At 71.2% G+C, this 16,376-nt stretch carries 18 protein-coding genes; 10 read left to right on the forward strand and 8 right to left on the reverse strand.

Annotation, left to right across the window (positions count from 1 at the left end):
- The first annotated feature begins 8 nt into the window (after window positions 1-8).
- The 3 genes from IH26_RS0126560 to IH26_RS0126570 are packed head-to-tail and all read left to right on the forward strand — an operon-like array spanning window position 9 to window position 1,484.
- Window positions 9-449: a roadblock/LC7 domain-containing protein gene (locus IH26_RS0126560; RefSeq protein ID WP_030438964.1), complete on the forward strand. Its 441-nt coding sequence runs from the start codon at window positions 9-11 to the stop codon at window positions 447-449.
- Window positions 446-919 (forward strand): DUF742 domain-containing protein, encoded by a 474-nt coding sequence (locus IH26_RS0126565; RefSeq protein ID WP_030438965.1) that lies wholly within the window; start codon window positions 446-448, stop codon window positions 917-919. Before IH26_RS0126560 ends, IH26_RS0126565 begins: the two co-directional genes overlap by 4 nt.
- Entirely contained in the window at window positions 897-1,484 is a 588-nt protein-coding gene (locus tag IH26_RS0126570) for a GTP-binding protein (protein ID WP_030438966.1), read from the forward strand. Before IH26_RS0126565 ends, IH26_RS0126570 begins: the two co-directional genes overlap by 23 nt.
- Here the strand turns inward: IH26_RS0126570 and IH26_RS0126575 are convergent.
- Window positions 1,462-1,935 carry a hypothetical protein gene (locus IH26_RS0126575; protein ID WP_157437401.1) on the reverse strand — a complete coding sequence of 158 codons (474 nt, stop codon included), beginning with the start codon at window positions 1,933-1,935 and terminating at the stop codon, window positions 1,462-1,464. The genes IH26_RS0126570 and IH26_RS0126575 overlap by 23 nt on opposite strands.
- 89 nt (window positions 1,936-2,024) lie before the next feature.
- On the opposite strand from IH26_RS0126575, the gene IH26_RS0126580 reads away from it, so the two are divergent.
- Window positions 2,025-2,402 carry an ArsR/SmtB family transcription factor gene (locus IH26_RS0126580; RefSeq protein WP_051808518.1) on the forward strand — a complete coding sequence of 126 codons (378 nt, stop codon included), beginning with the start codon at window positions 2,025-2,027 and terminating at the stop codon, window positions 2,400-2,402.
- A 12-nt stretch (window positions 2,403-2,414) separates the two neighbouring features.
- Here the strand turns inward: IH26_RS0126580 and IH26_RS0126585 are convergent, their stop codons facing one another.
- Window positions 2,415-2,786 carry a hypothetical protein gene (locus IH26_RS0126585; RefSeq protein WP_030438969.1) on the reverse strand — a complete coding sequence of 124 codons (372 nt, stop codon included), beginning with the start codon at window positions 2,784-2,786 and terminating at the stop codon, window positions 2,415-2,417.
- A 251-nt stretch (window positions 2,787-3,037) separates the two neighbouring features.
- Here IH26_RS0126585 and IH26_RS0126590 point away from each other — a divergent pair, with 251 nt between their 5' ends.
- Window positions 3,038-3,775, forward strand: coding sequence for a hypothetical protein (locus IH26_RS0126590; protein ID WP_030438970.1), 738 nt, complete (start codon window positions 3,038-3,040; stop codon window positions 3,773-3,775).
- Here IH26_RS0126590 and IH26_RS0126595 read toward each other — a convergent pair.
- From IH26_RS0126595 to IH26_RS0126605, 4 genes are all read right to left on the reverse strand, one after another.
- Window positions 3,748-4,188, reverse strand: coding sequence for a hypothetical protein (locus IH26_RS0126595; protein ID WP_157437402.1), 441 nt, complete (start codon window positions 4,186-4,188; stop codon window positions 3,748-3,750). The two genes, IH26_RS0126590 and IH26_RS0126595, sit on opposite strands and share 28 nt — an antisense overlap.
- A gap of 229 nt (window positions 4,189-4,417) precedes the next feature.
- Window positions 4,418-4,912: a hypothetical protein gene (locus tag IH26_RS0126600; RefSeq protein ID WP_157437403.1), complete on the reverse strand. Its 495-nt coding sequence runs from the start codon at window positions 4,910-4,912 to the stop codon at window positions 4,418-4,420.
- A 281-nt stretch (window positions 4,913-5,193) separates the two neighbouring features.
- Complete coding sequence (locus tag IH26_RS58265; protein ID WP_245665522.1) at window positions 5,194-5,388, reverse strand: type II toxin-antitoxin system HicA family toxin; 195 nt, start codon at window positions 5,386-5,388, stop codon at window positions 5,194-5,196.
- Window positions 5,388-5,600, reverse strand: coding sequence for a type II toxin-antitoxin system HicB family antitoxin (locus tag IH26_RS0126605; RefSeq protein WP_030438973.1), 213 nt, complete (start codon window positions 5,598-5,600; stop codon window positions 5,388-5,390). The genes IH26_RS58265 and IH26_RS0126605 overlap by 1 nt, the downstream gene beginning before the upstream one ends.
- Window positions 5,601-5,745: 145 nt before the next feature.
- Between IH26_RS0126605 and IH26_RS58270 the strand changes: the two genes are divergently transcribed.
- Window positions 5,746-8,586 (forward strand): AfsR/SARP family transcriptional regulator, encoded by a 2,841-nt coding sequence (locus IH26_RS58270; RefSeq protein ID WP_157437404.1) that lies wholly within the window; start codon window positions 5,746-5,748, stop codon window positions 8,584-8,586.
- Here IH26_RS58270 and argG read toward each other — a convergent pair.
- Together argG and IH26_RS0126620 are read right to left on the reverse strand one after the other, a co-directional pair.
- Window positions 8,469-9,881 carry an argininosuccinate synthase gene (gene argG / locus IH26_RS0126615; RefSeq protein WP_030438975.1) on the reverse strand — a complete coding sequence of 471 codons (1,413 nt, stop codon included), beginning with the start codon at window positions 9,879-9,881 and terminating at the stop codon, window positions 8,469-8,471. The two genes, IH26_RS58270 and argG, sit on opposite strands and share 118 nt — an antisense overlap.
- 53 nt (window positions 9,882-9,934) lie before the next feature.
- On the reverse strand, window positions 9,935-11,056 hold the full coding sequence (locus IH26_RS0126620) for a hypothetical protein (RefSeq protein ID WP_030438976.1): 1,122 nt from the start codon (window positions 11,054-11,056) through the stop codon (window positions 9,935-9,937).
- Between the two features lie 298 nt (window positions 11,057-11,354).
- Between IH26_RS0126620 and IH26_RS61445 the strand changes: the two genes are divergently transcribed.
- The 4 genes from IH26_RS61445 to IH26_RS56130 all read left to right on the forward strand — a co-directional run bounded on the left by IH26_RS61445 (window position 11,355) and on the right by IH26_RS56130 (window position 16,296).
- Window positions 11,355-11,546 (forward strand): hypothetical protein, encoded by a 192-nt coding sequence (locus IH26_RS61445; RefSeq protein WP_169789821.1) that lies wholly within the window; start codon window positions 11,355-11,357, stop codon window positions 11,544-11,546.
- The gene (locus IH26_RS61450; RefSeq protein ID WP_030438978.1) at window positions 11,543-11,728 is read left to right on the forward strand and encodes a DUF2637 domain-containing protein; all 186 of its coding nucleotides are present in this window, start codon (window positions 11,543-11,545) and stop codon (window positions 11,726-11,728) included. Before IH26_RS61445 ends, IH26_RS61450 begins: the two co-directional genes overlap by 4 nt.
- Window positions 11,729-11,752: 24 nt before the next feature.
- Window positions 11,753-14,995, forward strand: coding sequence for an amino acid adenylation domain-containing protein (locus tag IH26_RS0126635; protein ID WP_157437405.1), 3,243 nt, complete (start codon window positions 11,753-11,755; stop codon window positions 14,993-14,995).
- 86 nt (window positions 14,996-15,081) lie between these two features.
- Entirely contained in the window at window positions 15,082-16,296 is a 1,215-nt protein-coding gene (locus IH26_RS56130) for an ATP-grasp domain-containing protein (RefSeq protein ID WP_169789822.1), read from the forward strand.
- The last annotated feature ends 80 nt before the right edge of the window (window positions 16,297-16,376 follow it).

Genomic DNA, 16,376 nt, shown 5'->3' on the forward strand with positions numbered 1-16,376 from the left:
AGCACCCGATGGACAGCATCCAGTCGCCGGTGGAGATCAGCGCCGAGGCGAAGACGTTCAACTGGCTTCTCGGCTCGTTCGCCACCCGGACGGCGGGCGTGCAGGAGGCGGTCGTGGTCTCGTCGGACGGCCTGCTCATGGCCAAGTCGTCCAAGCGGGACCGGGCCGACGCCGACCGCCTGGCCGCGGTGGTCTCCGGCATGGCCAGCCTGGCGGCGGGCGCCTCCGACTGGTACCGGCTGGGCGCGCTGAACCGGGTCGTGGTCGACATGGGCGACGGCTACCTGGTCGTCACCTCGATCAGCCGGGGGTCGGCGCTCGGGGTCATCGCCAGCAAGGCGGCGAACCTCGGCACGGTGGCGTACGAGATGACGCTGTTCGGAACCCGGGCGGGCGTGTCCCTGACGCCGGGGCTGATCGCGGAACTGAAGAGCGCCGTCCAGTCTTGAACGGCGACGGGCGCGGCACACCGGATCCCGAGCCGATCGGGAGAATTCCCCCGTACCTTCGGGCCCAGCCGAGCGGCGCCGCGCCGGTCGGCCCCCCGAACCGCGACGCGGCGAGCGATCGCTCCGCGGCGCTCCGGCCGTTCGTCCTGACCTCCGGCCGGGTCAACGCGCTCGACCCCGAGATCGACGTCGAGACCCAGGTGACCCTCCGCCCGGCCGACCCGCGAGTCGGCCGGGTGCCGCTCGGCTCGCTGGGGCCGGAGATGCAGGCGATGGTGGGGCTGTGCGGACGGCCGATCTCGGTCGCCGAGATCTCCGCCCGGCTCCGCCTGCACCTCGGCGTCACCAAGATCCTCGTCGCCGACCTACGCGCCGCCGGCTGGCTCGACGTGCACGTCGCCGACACCCTGAGTCCCGTTTCCGCCGACACCATTCTGCGAGTCATGCATGGCCTACGCGCTCTTTCCTGACGCCCCGCTCAAACGGCCCCCGGTCCCCGTCAAGATCATCGTGGCCGGGGGCTTCGGCGTCGGCAAGACGACCACGGTCCGCTCGATCTCCGAGATCGCCCCGCTGACCACCGAGGCCGAGATGACCTCGGTGGCCATCGGGGTGGACGAGCCGCGCGCGGACAGCCACAAGACCACGACCACGGTCGCCATGGACTTCGGCTGCGTGACCATCGACGAGACCCTCAAGCTCTACCTGTTCGGCACGCCCGGCCAGGACCGGTTCGGCTTCATGTGGGACAGCCTGGTCAACGGCGCGCTCGGGGCGCTCGTGGTGGCCGACAGTGCCCGGCTGAACGACTGCTACCAGTCGGTGGACTACTTCGAGCGCTCCGGGCTGCCGTTCGCGGTGGCGGTGAACACCTTCGACGGCGAACTGACGCACGAGCTGACCGAGGTCCGCTGGGCACTGGCGGTCAACGAGCGCGTGCCGGTCATCGCCTTCGACGCCCGGCAGCGCTCCTCGGTGGCCGACGCGCTGCTGGTGGTGCTGGAGCAGGCCCTCAACAAGGTGCAGACGCTCTAAACGGCGGCGCCGCCGGAAGGTGGTCACCCCGGGTGAGGAATTCCGCCCGTACGCCGCGGACGAACCGTTCCAGGTGCTCCGCCTCGTCCGGGAGCCAGTCGATGCGGTCGCCGGCGACGTGCAGGACCCGCTCGTCCACCTCGTGGATCGCGCAGTACAGCATCTCGTGGGCCGCCCGGTAGAGGCCGTGCACGACGCACTCGAGCGACATCCGGGCGGCCCGGCCGAACGCCACGGCCGGGGCGATGTCGGGGAAGAAGTACCACTGGCCGTGGGGCCGCAACTCCACCGCAAAGCCGTGCCGTACGACGTGTTCGTCGGTGCGGCACTCGGTGGGCAGCCCCACGACCGGGCAGTGCTCCGCGGCGAGGTAGCCGCCGGCCGTCAGGTCGTTGCCGCGCCACGACTGGCCGGCCTGAACGCGCCGGCAGAGCGTCGACCCGTCGATCATGGATCCCTCCCTCGGCGCGATGTCGCCCATCCGAGTCGCACCACGCTGTCCTGTAGCCTGGTGGCGGTCGACCAACTTGGGGGACGCTCGTGTCAGTGCCGTTGTACCAGGCCAAAGCCGAGATGTTCCGGACGCTGGGGCATCCCGTACGCATTCGGGTTCTGGAGTTGTTGCAGCCCGGGCCGAAGCCGGTGCGCGACCTCCTCGCGGAGATCGACATCGAGCCGTCCAGCCTGTCGCAGCAGCTTGCCGTCCTGCGCCGGGCCGGCATCGTGGTTTCCTACCGCGACGGCGGCGCGGTGATGTATGCCCTCAGCACGCCCGCGGTGCTCGATCTGCTGGCGGCGGGCCGGCGCATCCTCGGCGAGATCCTGACCGACCGCGACGGGTTGCTGGCCGAGCTGCAGACGCCCGCCCACCCCGTCGAGAGCCCCGGTGTGGCCGAGGACCTGACCAACACGAGGTAGGGCCGCCGGGCCCTACATGTCGAGCGTCTGCTCGATCGTCCGCAGCCGGTGGCGGGCCATGGCCAGGTTGGCCCGGTCCTTCTTGAGCACCAGGTAGAGGAAGAGGCCCTTGCCGGACCGGCTGGCCAGCGGCCGGATCACGTGGTACTGGGTGTCGAGCGTGATGAGGATGTCCTCGACCTTCTCGGAGATGTTGAGCATCTCCATCGCCCGCAGCTTCGCGCGTACGACGTCCGTGTTGCCGGCGGCGGCGACCGTCAGGTCGAGGTCCTTGCCACCGCCGACGGTTCCCAGCGCCATTCCGCTGGAGTGATCGACGAGGGCGGCTCCGACCGCTCCGTCGATCTGCATCGCGTCCTTCAGTGCGACGTCCATCTCCGCCATGTCCGACTCCTTCGAGGGCTTTGCCATGTGCGCCGAGAATCTCGCGCCGAAAGGTCCGCAGATCGCACACAGTGTCCGACCGGTGGGACACGCGGGTTGCGATCCTTCATGCTAAAGGTTGGCTGACTTGCAGAGTTTTGCACCTCCACAGTTCCTGAAGCCGTCGCGCGTCCCGGGCTTCTAGTTGAAGGTTTCTTCAATTGCTAATATGTGCTTCGCCGCCGTTCGGGTGGCGGACTCGGGGGGACGCGGTGGACCACTACATCGAGCAGCGGCGCCGGGTGGCTCTGGTCGGCGACGCCGGCGCCGCGCCCGAGCACGCGGAGTTCCTGCGTTACCACAGCGGCCTGGAGATCACCTCGGTCTCGGTCGACGAGGCGACCGCGGAGCTCGATTCCGGCTACGCGGCCGTCTGCCTCCAGCACATCCGCCCCGATGAGATCGACGCCGTACGCATCCGGCTCGCGCGCTCGCAGCCCGATCTCCCCGTCCTCGACACGGGCGACGACGGCGCCGCGGTCGTGGTGGTGGCCGCCCTGATCAACGCGGTGCGGCGGGCGCGTGCCCTCCTCGCCGGCATCCGCGTCCTGGTCATCGACGCGGACGCCGCTCCGGGGATCGGCGCGTTGCTGACCGCGGCCGGCGCCCGCGACCTCAGCTTCGCCGGCAGCCGTACGGCCGACGCGGTCCTGGACGACCTGCCGGTGCGCTACGACGCGCTGATCGACCTGTCAATCGGCGCCGATCCGCGGGGCATCACGCTGACCTTCGAGCCCGGCGCGACCGGCCCTCAGCAGCTGCACCCGCTGCTGGCCCTGCCGGGGCTGCTCAGCATCGCGGTGCGCCGCCGGGTCGGCATCGACGTCACCGACCGGTTCGCCGCCGCCCACGCCCTGGCCCGCCTCGCCCCGCCCGGCGACCTGCTGCCGGACGCCGGCGACCCGCGCATCACCGCCACCATCTACGACGCCGCGGCCGGCCTCCGCTGACCGTCGGGCCCGGTGTACAGCCACGACACCACCGTGGCGTCCGCCTGCTTGATCTCGCAGCGGCCGCACGGCGTGTCCCAGGCCAGCCAGCCGGGCCCGAGCCGGTCACCGGCACCCCACAGCCGCTGCGCCGCGGACCCGATCGCGACCGCCGAGGGCACCGGCTCGGCGCGGGAGCCGGTCGGCACGAACGCCGTGAAACCGGCCAGGTCGTGACGGTCGAAGGCGAGCAGCAGAAAATATCCCTGCTCGCGGCCCCACCCCGGATCGGCGATGGCCGCCGACAGGTCATCCGGGCTCGACACCGACGGCCAGCCGCGGCGATCCAGATCGGCCAGCACGTCTCCGCGCGCGGGCGGCCCCTCGCACCACCGGGCGAGAAGCTCGCGGACTTCGGTCGCGGGGTTTGCCACGGTGGCCTCCTGTCCGCGCATTCCTGCCTGCCGGAGCAGCGGTTTCGCTCGGTGGGGTGGCTTCACCGCCTCACGAAGTTCTAGCAGATTCGGAGGCGGTGAATTGACGAAATGAAGGATTTAGCAATTCACGGTCTGGCTATGTGGTAGGGGATGACCAGCCCGCTCGACAACGTCATGCGCCGCACGGCGGCCGCCGGCGCGGCCCACCGGGTGCCGGACCGTCCCGTTACCCGTCCGCACAGAGGGCATAGGCCGTGATGTACCAGCTACCGGTCGTCCCGTCCTCCTCCTGGCCGTAGACCGTGGTCGCGGTCGGTGCGGACACGGCGGACCCGTCGATCGGGTATGCGTTGTCGATGACCACCTCGCCGACCACTCCGACGATCTCCGCGCCGCTCCCGGTCGCCACCTGGCCCGTGCAGTCCGCCCGTGCACCGTCGTTCGCGGACCCGGACGCCGTGGAGGCCGCGACCACCTGCTGGCCGCTGAGCGGGTCGGCGCAGATCGCGAAGGCGGTGACGTTCCAGTCGCCGGCGAGCGGGTCGCTCTCGTCGGCCTCGACCAGCACGCTGGTCGCCGGGCCGCCCACTGGGGCGGGCGGCGCGACGGTGTCGAGGATGCCTTCACCACGCCGCTGATGGCCGGCAGCGGCACCGCCGCCGCGGGCCCCGGCGCCCACCACGCACTCGCCGAGACCGCCAGGACCAGCACGGCCACCCATCGCATCGGTGTTTTCACCATGACACTCCCCAACATCGGGCCGGTGCGAGTCACCGGCCGGATGCGGCCCAGGGTTCCGGCGCCCTCCTGCACGAGTTTTGAGGAGTCCTGCAATCCGCTGGTCACGGGTTCGGGTCCATTTACGCGGGGGTGATCGTCGGACCCCGCGGTGTGGCGGCGCGCTCGACGGTCTGGTCGCGGCGCCGCTTGCCATCAGCGGAATCGACGCGGACGGGCTACGGTTCCATGCGGCGTCGGTTCAGGGGGCAAGCTGATCGATCGTCATGCCGACATCGCTGAGCATGCCGCCAGGGTCCCCTTTGCGACGTCGCGGTGGCCGTGCACCGGGACTGTGGTGCCACGTCCATCCGGGTGACGCATGATGGGGTGACTCCCGGCGACTCGCGCCAGTTTGAAGCCGTGCCGCTCTAAAGCGCGGACGATGCGGGTGCCGGAGCCGGAGGGAAGGGCAGGCATCAGGCAGCGACGGTGACGGAGAGCTCCCGGGGAACGCCGAACTCTTCGATAAGCCCAGTCAGCGCCTCACGGAGATCCTCCAGCGCGGCTTCCTCAGTCGCGCCCTCGCCATGCGCTCCGAGGCCGGGACGCAGCTGGGCGTGAGCACACCAGACGCCATCCTCATCGCGCTCGACGACGACCGGCAAAGTTACCGTGCGAGACTCTGCCATGGCGCCACCATAGCGCGATTCGCCGAATCGGCGGTCAGGGTGTTCGCCGCCAATCCGTTGCCGCACACCCAGACCCCGCTGGTCAGGGGTCGGTTGGGCGACAGTGGGCCGGTGTCGGGCGGGGGTGGCCCGCACTGTGGAGGTCGTGGAGTTCGTCGTACTGGGAGACATCGAGGTTCGGGCCGGCGGGCGGCGGGTCGAGATCGGGCACGAGCGGCAGCAGTGTGTGCTGGCCGCGCTGCTGGTGGACGCCGGGCGGCCGGTACCGGCGGAGCGGCTGCTGGACCGGGTCTGGGGAGAGCGGGCACCGCAGCGGGTACGGGGCGTGCTGCACAGCTACCTGTCGCGGCTGCGGCGGATCTTCGCGGAGCTCGACGGGCCGGCCATCGCGCGCCGGCCCGCGGGGTACGTGCTCGACACCGACCCGATGAGCGTCGACCTGCATCGGTTCCGGGTGCTGGCCACGCGCGCCCGGGCCACGGCGGATGCCGGCGGCGCGTACGAGCTGTTCGAGCAGGCCCTCGGTCTCTGGTGCGGGGAGCCGTTCGGTGCGCTCGACACCCCGTGGCTCGCCGAGGTGCGCGCGGCCCTGCAGCGCGAGCGGCTCGCCGCGGAACTGGACCGCAACGACGTGGCGCTGGCGGCGGGGCGGCACGCCGGGCTGCTCGCCGACCTGGCGCTGCGGGCCGGGGCGGACCCGTTGGACGAGCGGCTGGCCGGGCAGCTGATGCTGGCCCTGTACCGGTGTGGCCGGCAGGCCGATGCCCTGCGGGTCTATCGCGACCTCCACCGCCGGCTCGCCGCGGAGTTGGGCGCCGATCCCGTGCCGCCGCTTCAGCGCCTGCACCAGCAGATCCTCGCCGGCCACCCGGGGCTGGCGGCGCGGGCGCCGAACGGGGGGCCGCCGCGGTTGCCGGCCCCGCCGGCCGGGTTCGCCGGGCGGTGCCGCGAGCTGGCGGAGCTCGGCGCGGTGCTGACCGGCCGGCCCGGGCCGGGCGGCGCGGCGGTGATCGCGGTGGTCGGCGGCACCGGCGGCATGGGCAAGACCTGGCTGGCGCTGCGGTGGGCGCACGACCACGCCGACCGGTTTCCGGACGGTCAGCTCTATCTCAACCTGCGCGGGTACGACCCGTGCGGCCCGCCGGTCGCCGTGGCGGAGGCGCTGCGCGGCCTGCTCGACGCGCTCGGGGTCGACCCCGCGGCGATCCCGGTCGAGGTGGACGGGCAGGCCGCGCTCTACCGCCGGCTGGTGGCCGGGCGGCGGCTGCTGATCGTGCTGGACAACGCGCGCGACTCCAACCAGGTCACGCCGTTGCTGCCGGGGTCGCCCACCGCCGGCGTCCTGGTGACCAGCCGGCACCGGCTCGGCGGCCTGATCACCGCGTACGGCGCGAGGCCGCTGACCCTGGCGGCCCTCGGCGATGCCGAGGCCCGCGACGTCCTGGGCCGCCAGCTCGGTCCCGGCCGGACCGCGCTCGAGCCGGTGGCCGTCGACGCCCTGCTCGGCCAGTGCGCCGGCCTGCCGCTGGCGTTGTCCGTCGTCGCCTCGCGGGCCGCGCTGCAACCCGGCCTGCCGCTCGCGGCGCTGGCCACGGAGCTCGGCGAGGCCTCGGCCCGGCTCGACGGGCTCGACGCCGGCGAGTTGACCGCGAACGTACGCGCCGTGTTGTCCTGTTCGCTCGAAGCGCTCCCGGCTCCGACCGTCCGGGCATTCGCGCTGCTCGGCCGGGCGCCCGGCCCGGAGATCGGTCTCGACGCGGCCGCCGGCCTCCTCGGCGTGCCGGTCGCCCACGGCCGGACACTGCTGCGCGAGCTCGCCGACGCCCACCTCGTGCAGGAGCCCGCGCCGGGTCGTTACCGCATGCACGACCTGGTCCGGCTGTACGCGGCGGAGCAGACCGCGGACGGGGCGGCCGCCGCGGCCGGCCGGCTCCTCGACCACTACCTGCACACCGCCTGCGCCGCGGACCACCTGCTCGATCCGCACCGCCGGACGATCGGGCCGGCCGCCCCGGTGGCCGGGATCGCCGGGCGGCACGCGGCGCTGGACTGGTTCGCCACCGAGCATCCGGCCCTGCTGGCCGCGGTCCGGCAGGCGGAGCGGCTCGGGCTCGACACCCACGTCTGGCGGCTGGCCTGGGCGCTGAACACCTACCTCGCCCGGCGCGGCCACTGGCGGCACGGGGTCCAGGTCCAGGAGTCGGCGCTGGCCGCCGTCGGCCGGCTGGCCGACCCCGCCGCCGAGGCGCTGGTCCGGCGTCAACTGGCGTACGCGTACACCTTCCTCGGGCGCAACGCGGACGCCGTACCGCAACTTGATCTTGCTCTTGATCTTTTTGCCGCCGCGGGTGACCTGGTCGGGCAGGGTGATGCGCACCGCGGCCTGGCCCGGGCGCACGCCCGCCGGCACCGCTTCTTCCCGGCGCTGGATCACGCGGAGCGCGCACTGCGGCTGTACCAGGCGGCCGGCCACCGCAGCGGCGAGGCCAGCGCGCTCAACGCCGTCGGCTGGTTCCGGGCGCACCTCGGCGACCTCGACGCGGCGCTGGGCTACTGCGAGCGCGCGGCCCGGCTGCATCGGGAGATCGACGATCCGTACCGGGAGGCCCTCGCGCTGGACAGCCTCGGCTACATCCACCGCGGTCTCGGCGAGCCGGCCGCCGCGATCCGGCGCTACCTGCGCGCCTGCGCCCTGTTCCGCGAGGTCGGCGACCGGTACCAGGAGGCGGACAGCATGGTCGGGCTCGGCGACGCGCAGTCCGACGCCGGCAACACCGCCGGCGCCCGGGCCACCTGGTGCCGGGCCCTGACGGTCCTCGAACGGCTCAACCCGTCGGAGGCGGACCGGATCAGGGCCCGGCTCGGCGGTCAGTCGGTGCCGGACTCCATGGCGGCCTGGTCGAGCAGGTCGTCCTCGGCGGCCACGGCGCCGCGCGAGGCGATCTCCTCGGCGCCGCCGGCGGGCAGGGCGCCGACCAGCCCGTGAGGGCTGCCGACCATGCCGAGGCGCGCGTACTGCTCCAGCTTCGTACGGCTGTCGGCGATGTCGAGGTTGCGCATCGTCAGCTGGCCGATCCGGTCGGCCGGCGCGAACGCGGGCGTCTCGGTCCGCTCCATCGACAGCTTCTCCGGGTGGTAGCTGAAGGCCGGGCCGGCCGTGTTCAGCACCGAGTAGTCGTCGCCGCGGCGCAGCCGGAGGGTGACCTCGCCGGTCACCGCGTTGCCGACCCAGCGCTGCAGGGACTCGCGCAGCATCAGCGCCTGCGGGTCGAGCCAGCGGCCCTCGTACATGAGGCGGCCCAGCTTGCGGCCCTCGGTGTGGTAGCTGGCCACGGTGTCCTCGTTGTGGATCGCGCTGACCAACCGCTCGTACGCGATGTGCAGCAGCGCCATGCCGGGCGCCTCGTAGATGCCGCGGCTCTTGGCCTCGATGATCCGGTTCTCGATCTGGTCGGACATGCCCAGCCCGTGCCGGCCGCCGACCGCGTTGGCCTCCAGTACCAGGTCGACCGCCGACCCGAACTCCTTGCCGTTGATCGTGACCGGCCGGCCCTCGGCAAACCCGATGGTCACGTCCTCGGTCGCGATCGCCACGTCGAGATCCCAGAACTTGACGCCCATGATCGGCTCGACGATCTCGATCCCGGCGTCGAGCTGCTCCAGCGACTTGGCCTCGTGGGTGGCGCCCCAGATGTTGGCGTCGGTCGAATACGCCTTCTCGGTCGAGTCCCGATAGGGCAGGTCGTGGGCGAGCAGCCACTCGCTCATCTCCTTGCGCCCGCCGAGCTCGGCGACGAACGTCTTGTCCAGCCACGGCTTGTAGATGCGCAGCGACGGGTTGGCCAGCAGCCCGTACCGGTAGAAGCGCTCGATGTCGTTGCCCTTGAACGTCGAGCCGTCGCCCCAGATCTGCACGCGGTCGTCGAGCATGGCCCGCACGAGCAGGGTGCCGGTGACCGCCCGGCCGAGCGGCGTGGTGTTGAAGTAGGTGCGGCCGCCGGAGCGGATGTGGAAGGCGCCGCAGGCGAGGGCGGCAAGCCCCTCCTCGACGAGCGCCGACCGGCAGTCGACGAGCCGGGCGAGCTCGGCGCCGTAGGCGAGGGCGCGGTCGGGCACGGAGGTCACGTCGGGCTCGTCGTACTGCCCGATCTCGGCGGTGTAAGCGCAGGGCACGGCGCCCTTCTCACGCATCCACGCGACCGCGACCGACGTGTCGAGGCCACCGGAGAAGGCGATGCCGACCCGCTCGCCGACGGGAAGAGAGGAGAGGACCTTAGTCACGCCACAGATTATGCACCATCCCGCATTTTCATGCGAGCCACCCCTCATCCTGGTTACTTGCAGGACCACACGAACGCCCCGGAAGGGAAGGCCAGATCCGCCATGCTCGCCAAGGTGAAACCGCCGATGTGGCGGGCGTCGTCGCTCATGGCGGTGATGTCGAACGCGGCCCCCGCCGGCAGGTCCGGCGGAATCGGCAGGGCGAACGACTGCGGGCCGGCGTAGATCCGCGGGTTGTCGTCGGAGGTGGTGGCCGGCACCACCGACGGCAGTTTCTGCCAGACCCCGGTCGCCGGTGCATAGCGATACCCGCCGTCGAGGCCGAGCATCTCGACATAGATCCAGCCATTGCGGTACGCGACCGGGTGGAACATCGCGCCGCTCGGCACCGGTACGGCCTTGGTCCGGCCGTCGGGATACCAGAGCAGCAGGGCGCTGCGATCGCTCGAGTTGCCGATGACGAGGCCGTTGTCGGCGACGACGTACGCGCCCTCGGCGCGCCGGCCGCCGATGTCGGGCAGCCGTTGCGGCTCGGCATCCGGCGAAGACCACCGAGCGGCGTACGACTTGCGCGTGTCCACCGGGCTGCCCTCGCCGACCACGACGCCGGAGCTGTTGATCGCCTTCGGCTGGGCGCCGCCCTTCATGGTGACCTCGACGCCGTCGCGGATGTAGACCGGGTGCAGCTTGTCCCAGCCGACGGCGACGCCCGCGGAGTTCACCGCGAACATCCGGATCTCGTCCCGGCCGCGGAGCTCGGCGACCAGCCGGCCGTCATGCCAGATCACCGTGCCGGTGGTACGCAGGGCCATCGGGTTCTCCGTCCCGACGTACCAGTGTCCGGTCGGCTCGCCGCCCACCACCGACACCGACTTGGTCTTCCCGGCGGGCAACGCGCCGACCGTGCACGACCTGGGCACCGTGGGGTCGGCCGGGACCGGTGTGGTGGCCGGCTTCGGCAGCGGCTGCGGACCGCGGGCCGCCCGAACCATCGTCGTGCCGCCGACCGCGGTGGCCGCGACCAGGGCGACCACCGCGGCAGCCGCGACCCAGTGGCGCCGCCGCCGGATCTTGCGGCCGTCGCGTACGGCCTGGTCCAGGTCCACCTTGGTGACCGGGCGCGGATCCACGAGCAGCGTGGTCAACGCGGACGTCCCGTACTCCTCGTCGTTCATCGCGACCCTCCCGATCCGATCTGGCTGAACGAGCGGTCGCCGAGAATGCGCCGCAGGGCGGACAGGCCGTGGGCGGTCTGGCTCTTCACCGTAGTCAATGACCGAAAAAAGCCAGAACCGATGTGACGGCGTTTTCCCAGTTCAGAACACCTGTCCATCAACCGCACCCGTCCCGCATCCGATCTGGTGCGACCCGGCCGGCTGCACCGCCGACCCGGCCAGCCAGGCCAACGACTACCGGTCCGGCGTCGGCGGTGAACACCGGTCGGCACCCATCCCGCTCACGCTCAGCACGGCCATGGGGCTCCCCGCGGGAGGCGGGACGGCCTGGCTGACCGGGGCGTGCGCCCCATGGCGGTGCGCGCTGTACCTGCACGTGCAGGTCGGCGAGGTCGAGCTGTCCCTGTCCGCCGACCACGCCGCGCCGGTACTTGCCGCCCTGTCGGCGCTGCTCGCGTCCGCTGCTACCGATCAGGAGGTGACCCGATGAAGACCCGAACCGACAAGACGCTGTTGGTCCTTACCGCCCTGTTCGTCGCCGGTCTGGCGTTCGTCGCGGGCGCCATCAGCTTCGCGCACATGCGAGAGCTGGCCACCCATCACGATCAGCTCGGCTGGAAGTCCTACGCCTTCCCGCGGCCCACAGCCGGTTCACCAAAATCGACCGGCTAGGCGGTGTGGCTGGGGATCCGTAACGTGAGCGGCGCAGTCGCGCCAAAGGGTGGTGCGCAAGTCGGTGCCGCTCGTCGCGCGAACGTTGATAAAGGGCTTGGTCGGGTCGCTTCTGTCGGATCCCGCGAGGATTTCGTAGCGGGCGCTGCTGTTGGGGTCTCGCCGGTGGACGCTCGGGTGATGGAGTTAGGGCCGCCGACGGGTCTCGATGGTGCGGATGGCTGGGCGCTGCGCGAGCAGGGTAGGCGCAGCGCCTATCCGGCGAACAAGACCATTCCCGAGCTTTTCGCCGCATGCGCGGGTCGCTATCCGTCGGCTGCGGCGGTGCGCGATGCGGGTCGGGAGATCTCCTACTGTCAGCTGGACGAGTGGTCTGATCGGGCGGCCTGGGCGTTGATCGAAGCCGGTGTGTTGCCTGGCGAACCGGTGGGGTTGCTGGGCCATCGGTGCCTGGAGGCGCCGGTGGGCGCGTTGGCGATCATGAAGTCTGGCGGAAGCTATGTACCGCTTGACCCGGATGATCCGGTCCCGCGTCGTCGCGCGTTGATGCGGGAGTTGGGTATCGGCCGCGTGGTGGGCCTGCCGGGCGTCGTCGGCGAGACCGGCGGGCCGATCGTGGTCCCGGTCGCGGAGCACCGCGACGGTTCGGCCCGCGGCCGGCCCTCGGTGCCGACCAGGCCAGCGGATCCTGCCTACATCTTGTTCACCTCGGGAGCGACGGGAACGCCGAAGGCGGTGGCGGTGGCGCACCGATCCGTGGCGCGGCTGGTGCTGGAGACAGACTTTGTGCGTTTCCGGCCGGGTGCGCGGGTGGCGGCCACGGGCCACCCGACGTTCGACGCCTCGGTTTTCGAGATGTGGGGAGCATTGCTCAACGGCGGGTGCCTGGTCACTGTGGACCGGGAGATGCTGCTGGACGGCTCGGCGATGAACCGGCTGCTGGTGGACGAGCGGATCGGCGTGCTGTGGTTGTCGTCCGGGGTCTTCCACCATCTTGCCCAGGCTCAGCCGGACATGTTCCGTACCGTGGATTTCTTGATTAGTGGCGGTGATGTGCTCAATCCCAGCGTGGTGCGGGAGGTGCTCCGCGCGGGCGCTCCGGGACAACTGGTGAACGGATATGGGCCGACGGAGAACACCACGTTCTCCGCGACGTATCGGGTCGCCGAAGTGCCGGCCGGGCTGGCCCGCATCCCGATCGGCCGTCCGATCGCCAACTCGAGCTGTTACGTGGTCTCCGATGAGGGCGTCCGGGTGGGCGTGGGCGACGAGGGTGAGCTGTGGGTAGGCGGCGACGGTGTGGCGTTGGGCTATGTGAACGATCGCGAGCTTTCGGAGCTGCGGTTCATGCCGGACCGGTTCGGAAGTGCGCCAGGCGGCCGACTGTTTCGGACGGGAGACCGGGCGAGGTGGCTGCCGGACGGGGAGTTGGACTTCCTGGGCCGCCGGGACCGCATGGTCAAGGTACGGGACTTTCGCATCGAGCTGGACGAGATCGAGGCGGCGTTGCGAGACTGCCCGGAGGTGGGCGAAGCCGCTGTCGTGGTCACCGGGGCGCCGTCGGGCAAGGTGATCGAGGCGTTCTATACGCCGCTGCGGGGATCGGGCGGCCGGGCTGAGCCGGGTCGGCTGCGGGCCGTATTGGGCGAGCGGTTGCCGGCGTACATGCTGCCGGGCAGGTTCATCCCCGTACAGGACCTGCCGCTGACCGCCAGCGGGAAGCTCGACCGCGCAATCCTCAGCGCCGGGGGACGACCGACGGTCACATCGGTGCCGGGTGGCGAGGAGTCCCCAGTGGAGGTGGGTCTGGCCCGGCTGTGGGAGGAGGTCCTCGGCGTGGGCCAGGTAGCGCCCGATGACGAGTTCTTCGAACTAGGCGGCAACTCGCTGCTGGCCGCCACGATCTTCGCCCGGCTGCAGGTCCTGTTCGGCATCGATGCCCGCCAGAGCCGTTTCCTCACCCGCCGTCTGCTGGCGGACCCGTCACTGCGGGGCTGCGCGGCGGCAGTGCGCGCGGCCCGGGACGGCACGCTCACCCGGGACGAGGCAGGAGCCGAGATCGACTTCCGCCAGGCCGCCGGGGTGGATCTGCCGCTGCCTGCCCGGATCGCCAGGTCCACGTCGCCAGTGCCGGAGGAAATCCTGCTGACCGGCGCCTCCGGTTTCCTGGGCACCTACCTGCTGCGCCACCTGCTCGCTGGCACCGCGGCCCGAATCCATTGCCTCGTACGAGCGGACGACGACGAGCAGGCCCGCCGGCGTCTCGCCGACGGGCAGCAGCGATACGGTCTCGGGCCGCTTCCCGACGGGCGGGTGGTTGCCCTCGCCGGCGACCTCGGCCATGCGTCGTTCGGCTGGAACGAGGCCCGGTTCGACGGGTATGCCCGGCGGCTCGACCTCATCGTGCACGCAGGCTCCTATGTGAATTTCACCTATCCATATGGTCAACTGGCGCCGGTAACCGTGGGCGGGACGGCCGAGCTGATCCGGTTGGCGGCCGCACACCGGGGCATCCCGTTGCACTACGTCTCGACCCTCGCGGTCATCGCCGGCTTCGGCGCGGCGGGTGTCAGTCGAGTGGAGGAGGACACACCGCTCACATTCCCCGAACACTTGTACATGGGCTACACCGAGGCAAAGTGGGTGGCTGAGCGGCTACTGGCCCGGGCGCGTAACGCCGGGCTGCCCGTGGCGGTGCACCGCCCGTACGAGATCTCCGGCGACTTGCGCAGTGGTGCCTGGAATCTGGAGAGCGCCACGTGCGCCCTGTTCAAGGTGATCGTGGACAGCGGGGTGGCGCCCGACATCAACCTGTCCCTCGACCTGATCCCGGTGGACGTCCTCGCGGCACAGATCACCCACATCGCCACGCGCCGGCCAACCGTGCCGGGCACGTATCACCTGGCCAACCCAGCGCCGGCGAACCTGCGCGACATGGTGACCCGGTTACGTGCCCGCGGTTACCGCATCGAGTACGAGCCGTTCGCGTCCTGGGTGCCCCAGGTGGTCCGGTTCGCCTGCGACCATCCGGACCACCCTTTCATCCCGTTTCTCTCGCTGTGGGTGGACAGGTCCCCGCGCAGCGGCCTGGTCCTCAAGGAGATGTTCTTCGCCGAGCACTTCCCCACCTTTGGTCACGGACGTGCGGACGCCGCGCTGACCGGCGCCGGAATCCGAGTGCCACCGGTCGACGCCGCCCTGCTGGACCACTACATCGACTTCTTTCAGACCGCGGGATACCTCGCCCAGCCGCCGCGTGCCGCATGACCATCCGCGCCAGGCGGGTCCTCACGGCCCCGACCGACGGCCCCGCCGGCGAAGGCCTGAAGCAGCACGCGACGGGAAGGTGCGGCGTGGCCTCCCTTCCGCGGGTGGGCGTCGTCCTGAACTTCGGCGCGGCTACGCCGTTGAGTATCCTGGCGGCCGCACGCGGGCTCTGCAAGGTGGTCTTCCTCTGCGACCGGAACCTGCCGTACGTCGCCTCAGCGTTGGATGAGCTGACCGACTTCGCCGAGGTGCACGACATCACCGGCGTGCACACCGACCCGGTCGCCGGCTTGGGGCTGGCCGGGATCGTCACGTTCAGCGAGGCCCAGATCCGCCGCACCGCTGATATCGCCCGCCACGCCGGCCTCAGCTACCTCAGCCCGTCGGCGGCCGTGGCGGTGACCGACAAATACGTCCAGCGGACCTTACTGAGGCAGGCCGGGGTGCCAGGCCCCCGCTTTCACGCGTTGTCCGGGCCGGCTGATCTACCTGCGGCGCTGACCGAGGTCGGTCTGCCCGCCGTCCTGAAACCCCGGGCCGGCGCCGGCAGCGCGTACACCTGTCGGGTGGACAGCCTCAGCGAGGCGTCGGGGCGACTGAGTGAGTTCCCACCCGGCGAATTCGTCCTAGAGGACATGCTGCCCGGTGACCCGTCGGTGGCCGGGTCTGGCTTCGGCGACTACGTCTCCGTGGAATCGGTCATCGTCGCGGGGCGGGTCCGGCACGTCGAGGTGACCGGCAAGTTCCCGCTGGCGCCGCCGTTTCGGGAGACCGGATATGTGGTGCCCTCGACGCTGTCCGCCCTGTGGCGGCACGCCGTGCTGGAGGCCGCCGAGGCCGCGGTACGGGCGCTGGGCGTCACGGTCGGTGTCACGCACGTCGAGGTCAAGCTCACCCCGAACGGTCCTCGCGTGATCGAGGTCAACGGGCGGCTCGGCGGCTACGTCGCCGACCTGGTCCGCCGCGCCCGTGGGATCGATCTCGTGCGGCTGAGCCTGTCCGCCTGCCTCGGCCACCCGGTCTACGTCCCGGAGCCGGTCTATCGACGGTGCGCGTTCCAGTACTTCCTCACTGCTCCGATGGACGCCGGCGTGCTACGGCGCCTGGACGGTGTCGAGCAACTGTCCCGGCGACCGGGCATCCAGCATGTCGAGGTGTTCCGTCAGGCCGGCGACCGGCTCGACTGGCGCCGGGGAACCCTCGGCTACCTCGGCATCGTGTACGGGTCGGCCACCGACCACGCCGGCGTTCTCAACCTCATTGCCACCATCGACGAGACCCTCGCCACGGAGGTCGCATAGCTATCGAGCGGATGTTTCCACATCGCCGATTCTCTTGCCGCAAAACGCTCTGACCTGGGCAAATTGCTCGTAGAATCACC

Source organism: Actinoplanes subtropicus, assembly GCF_000721705.1.
GTDB lineage: Bacteria > Actinomycetota > Actinomycetes > Mycobacteriales > Micromonosporaceae > Actinoplanes > Actinoplanes subtropicus.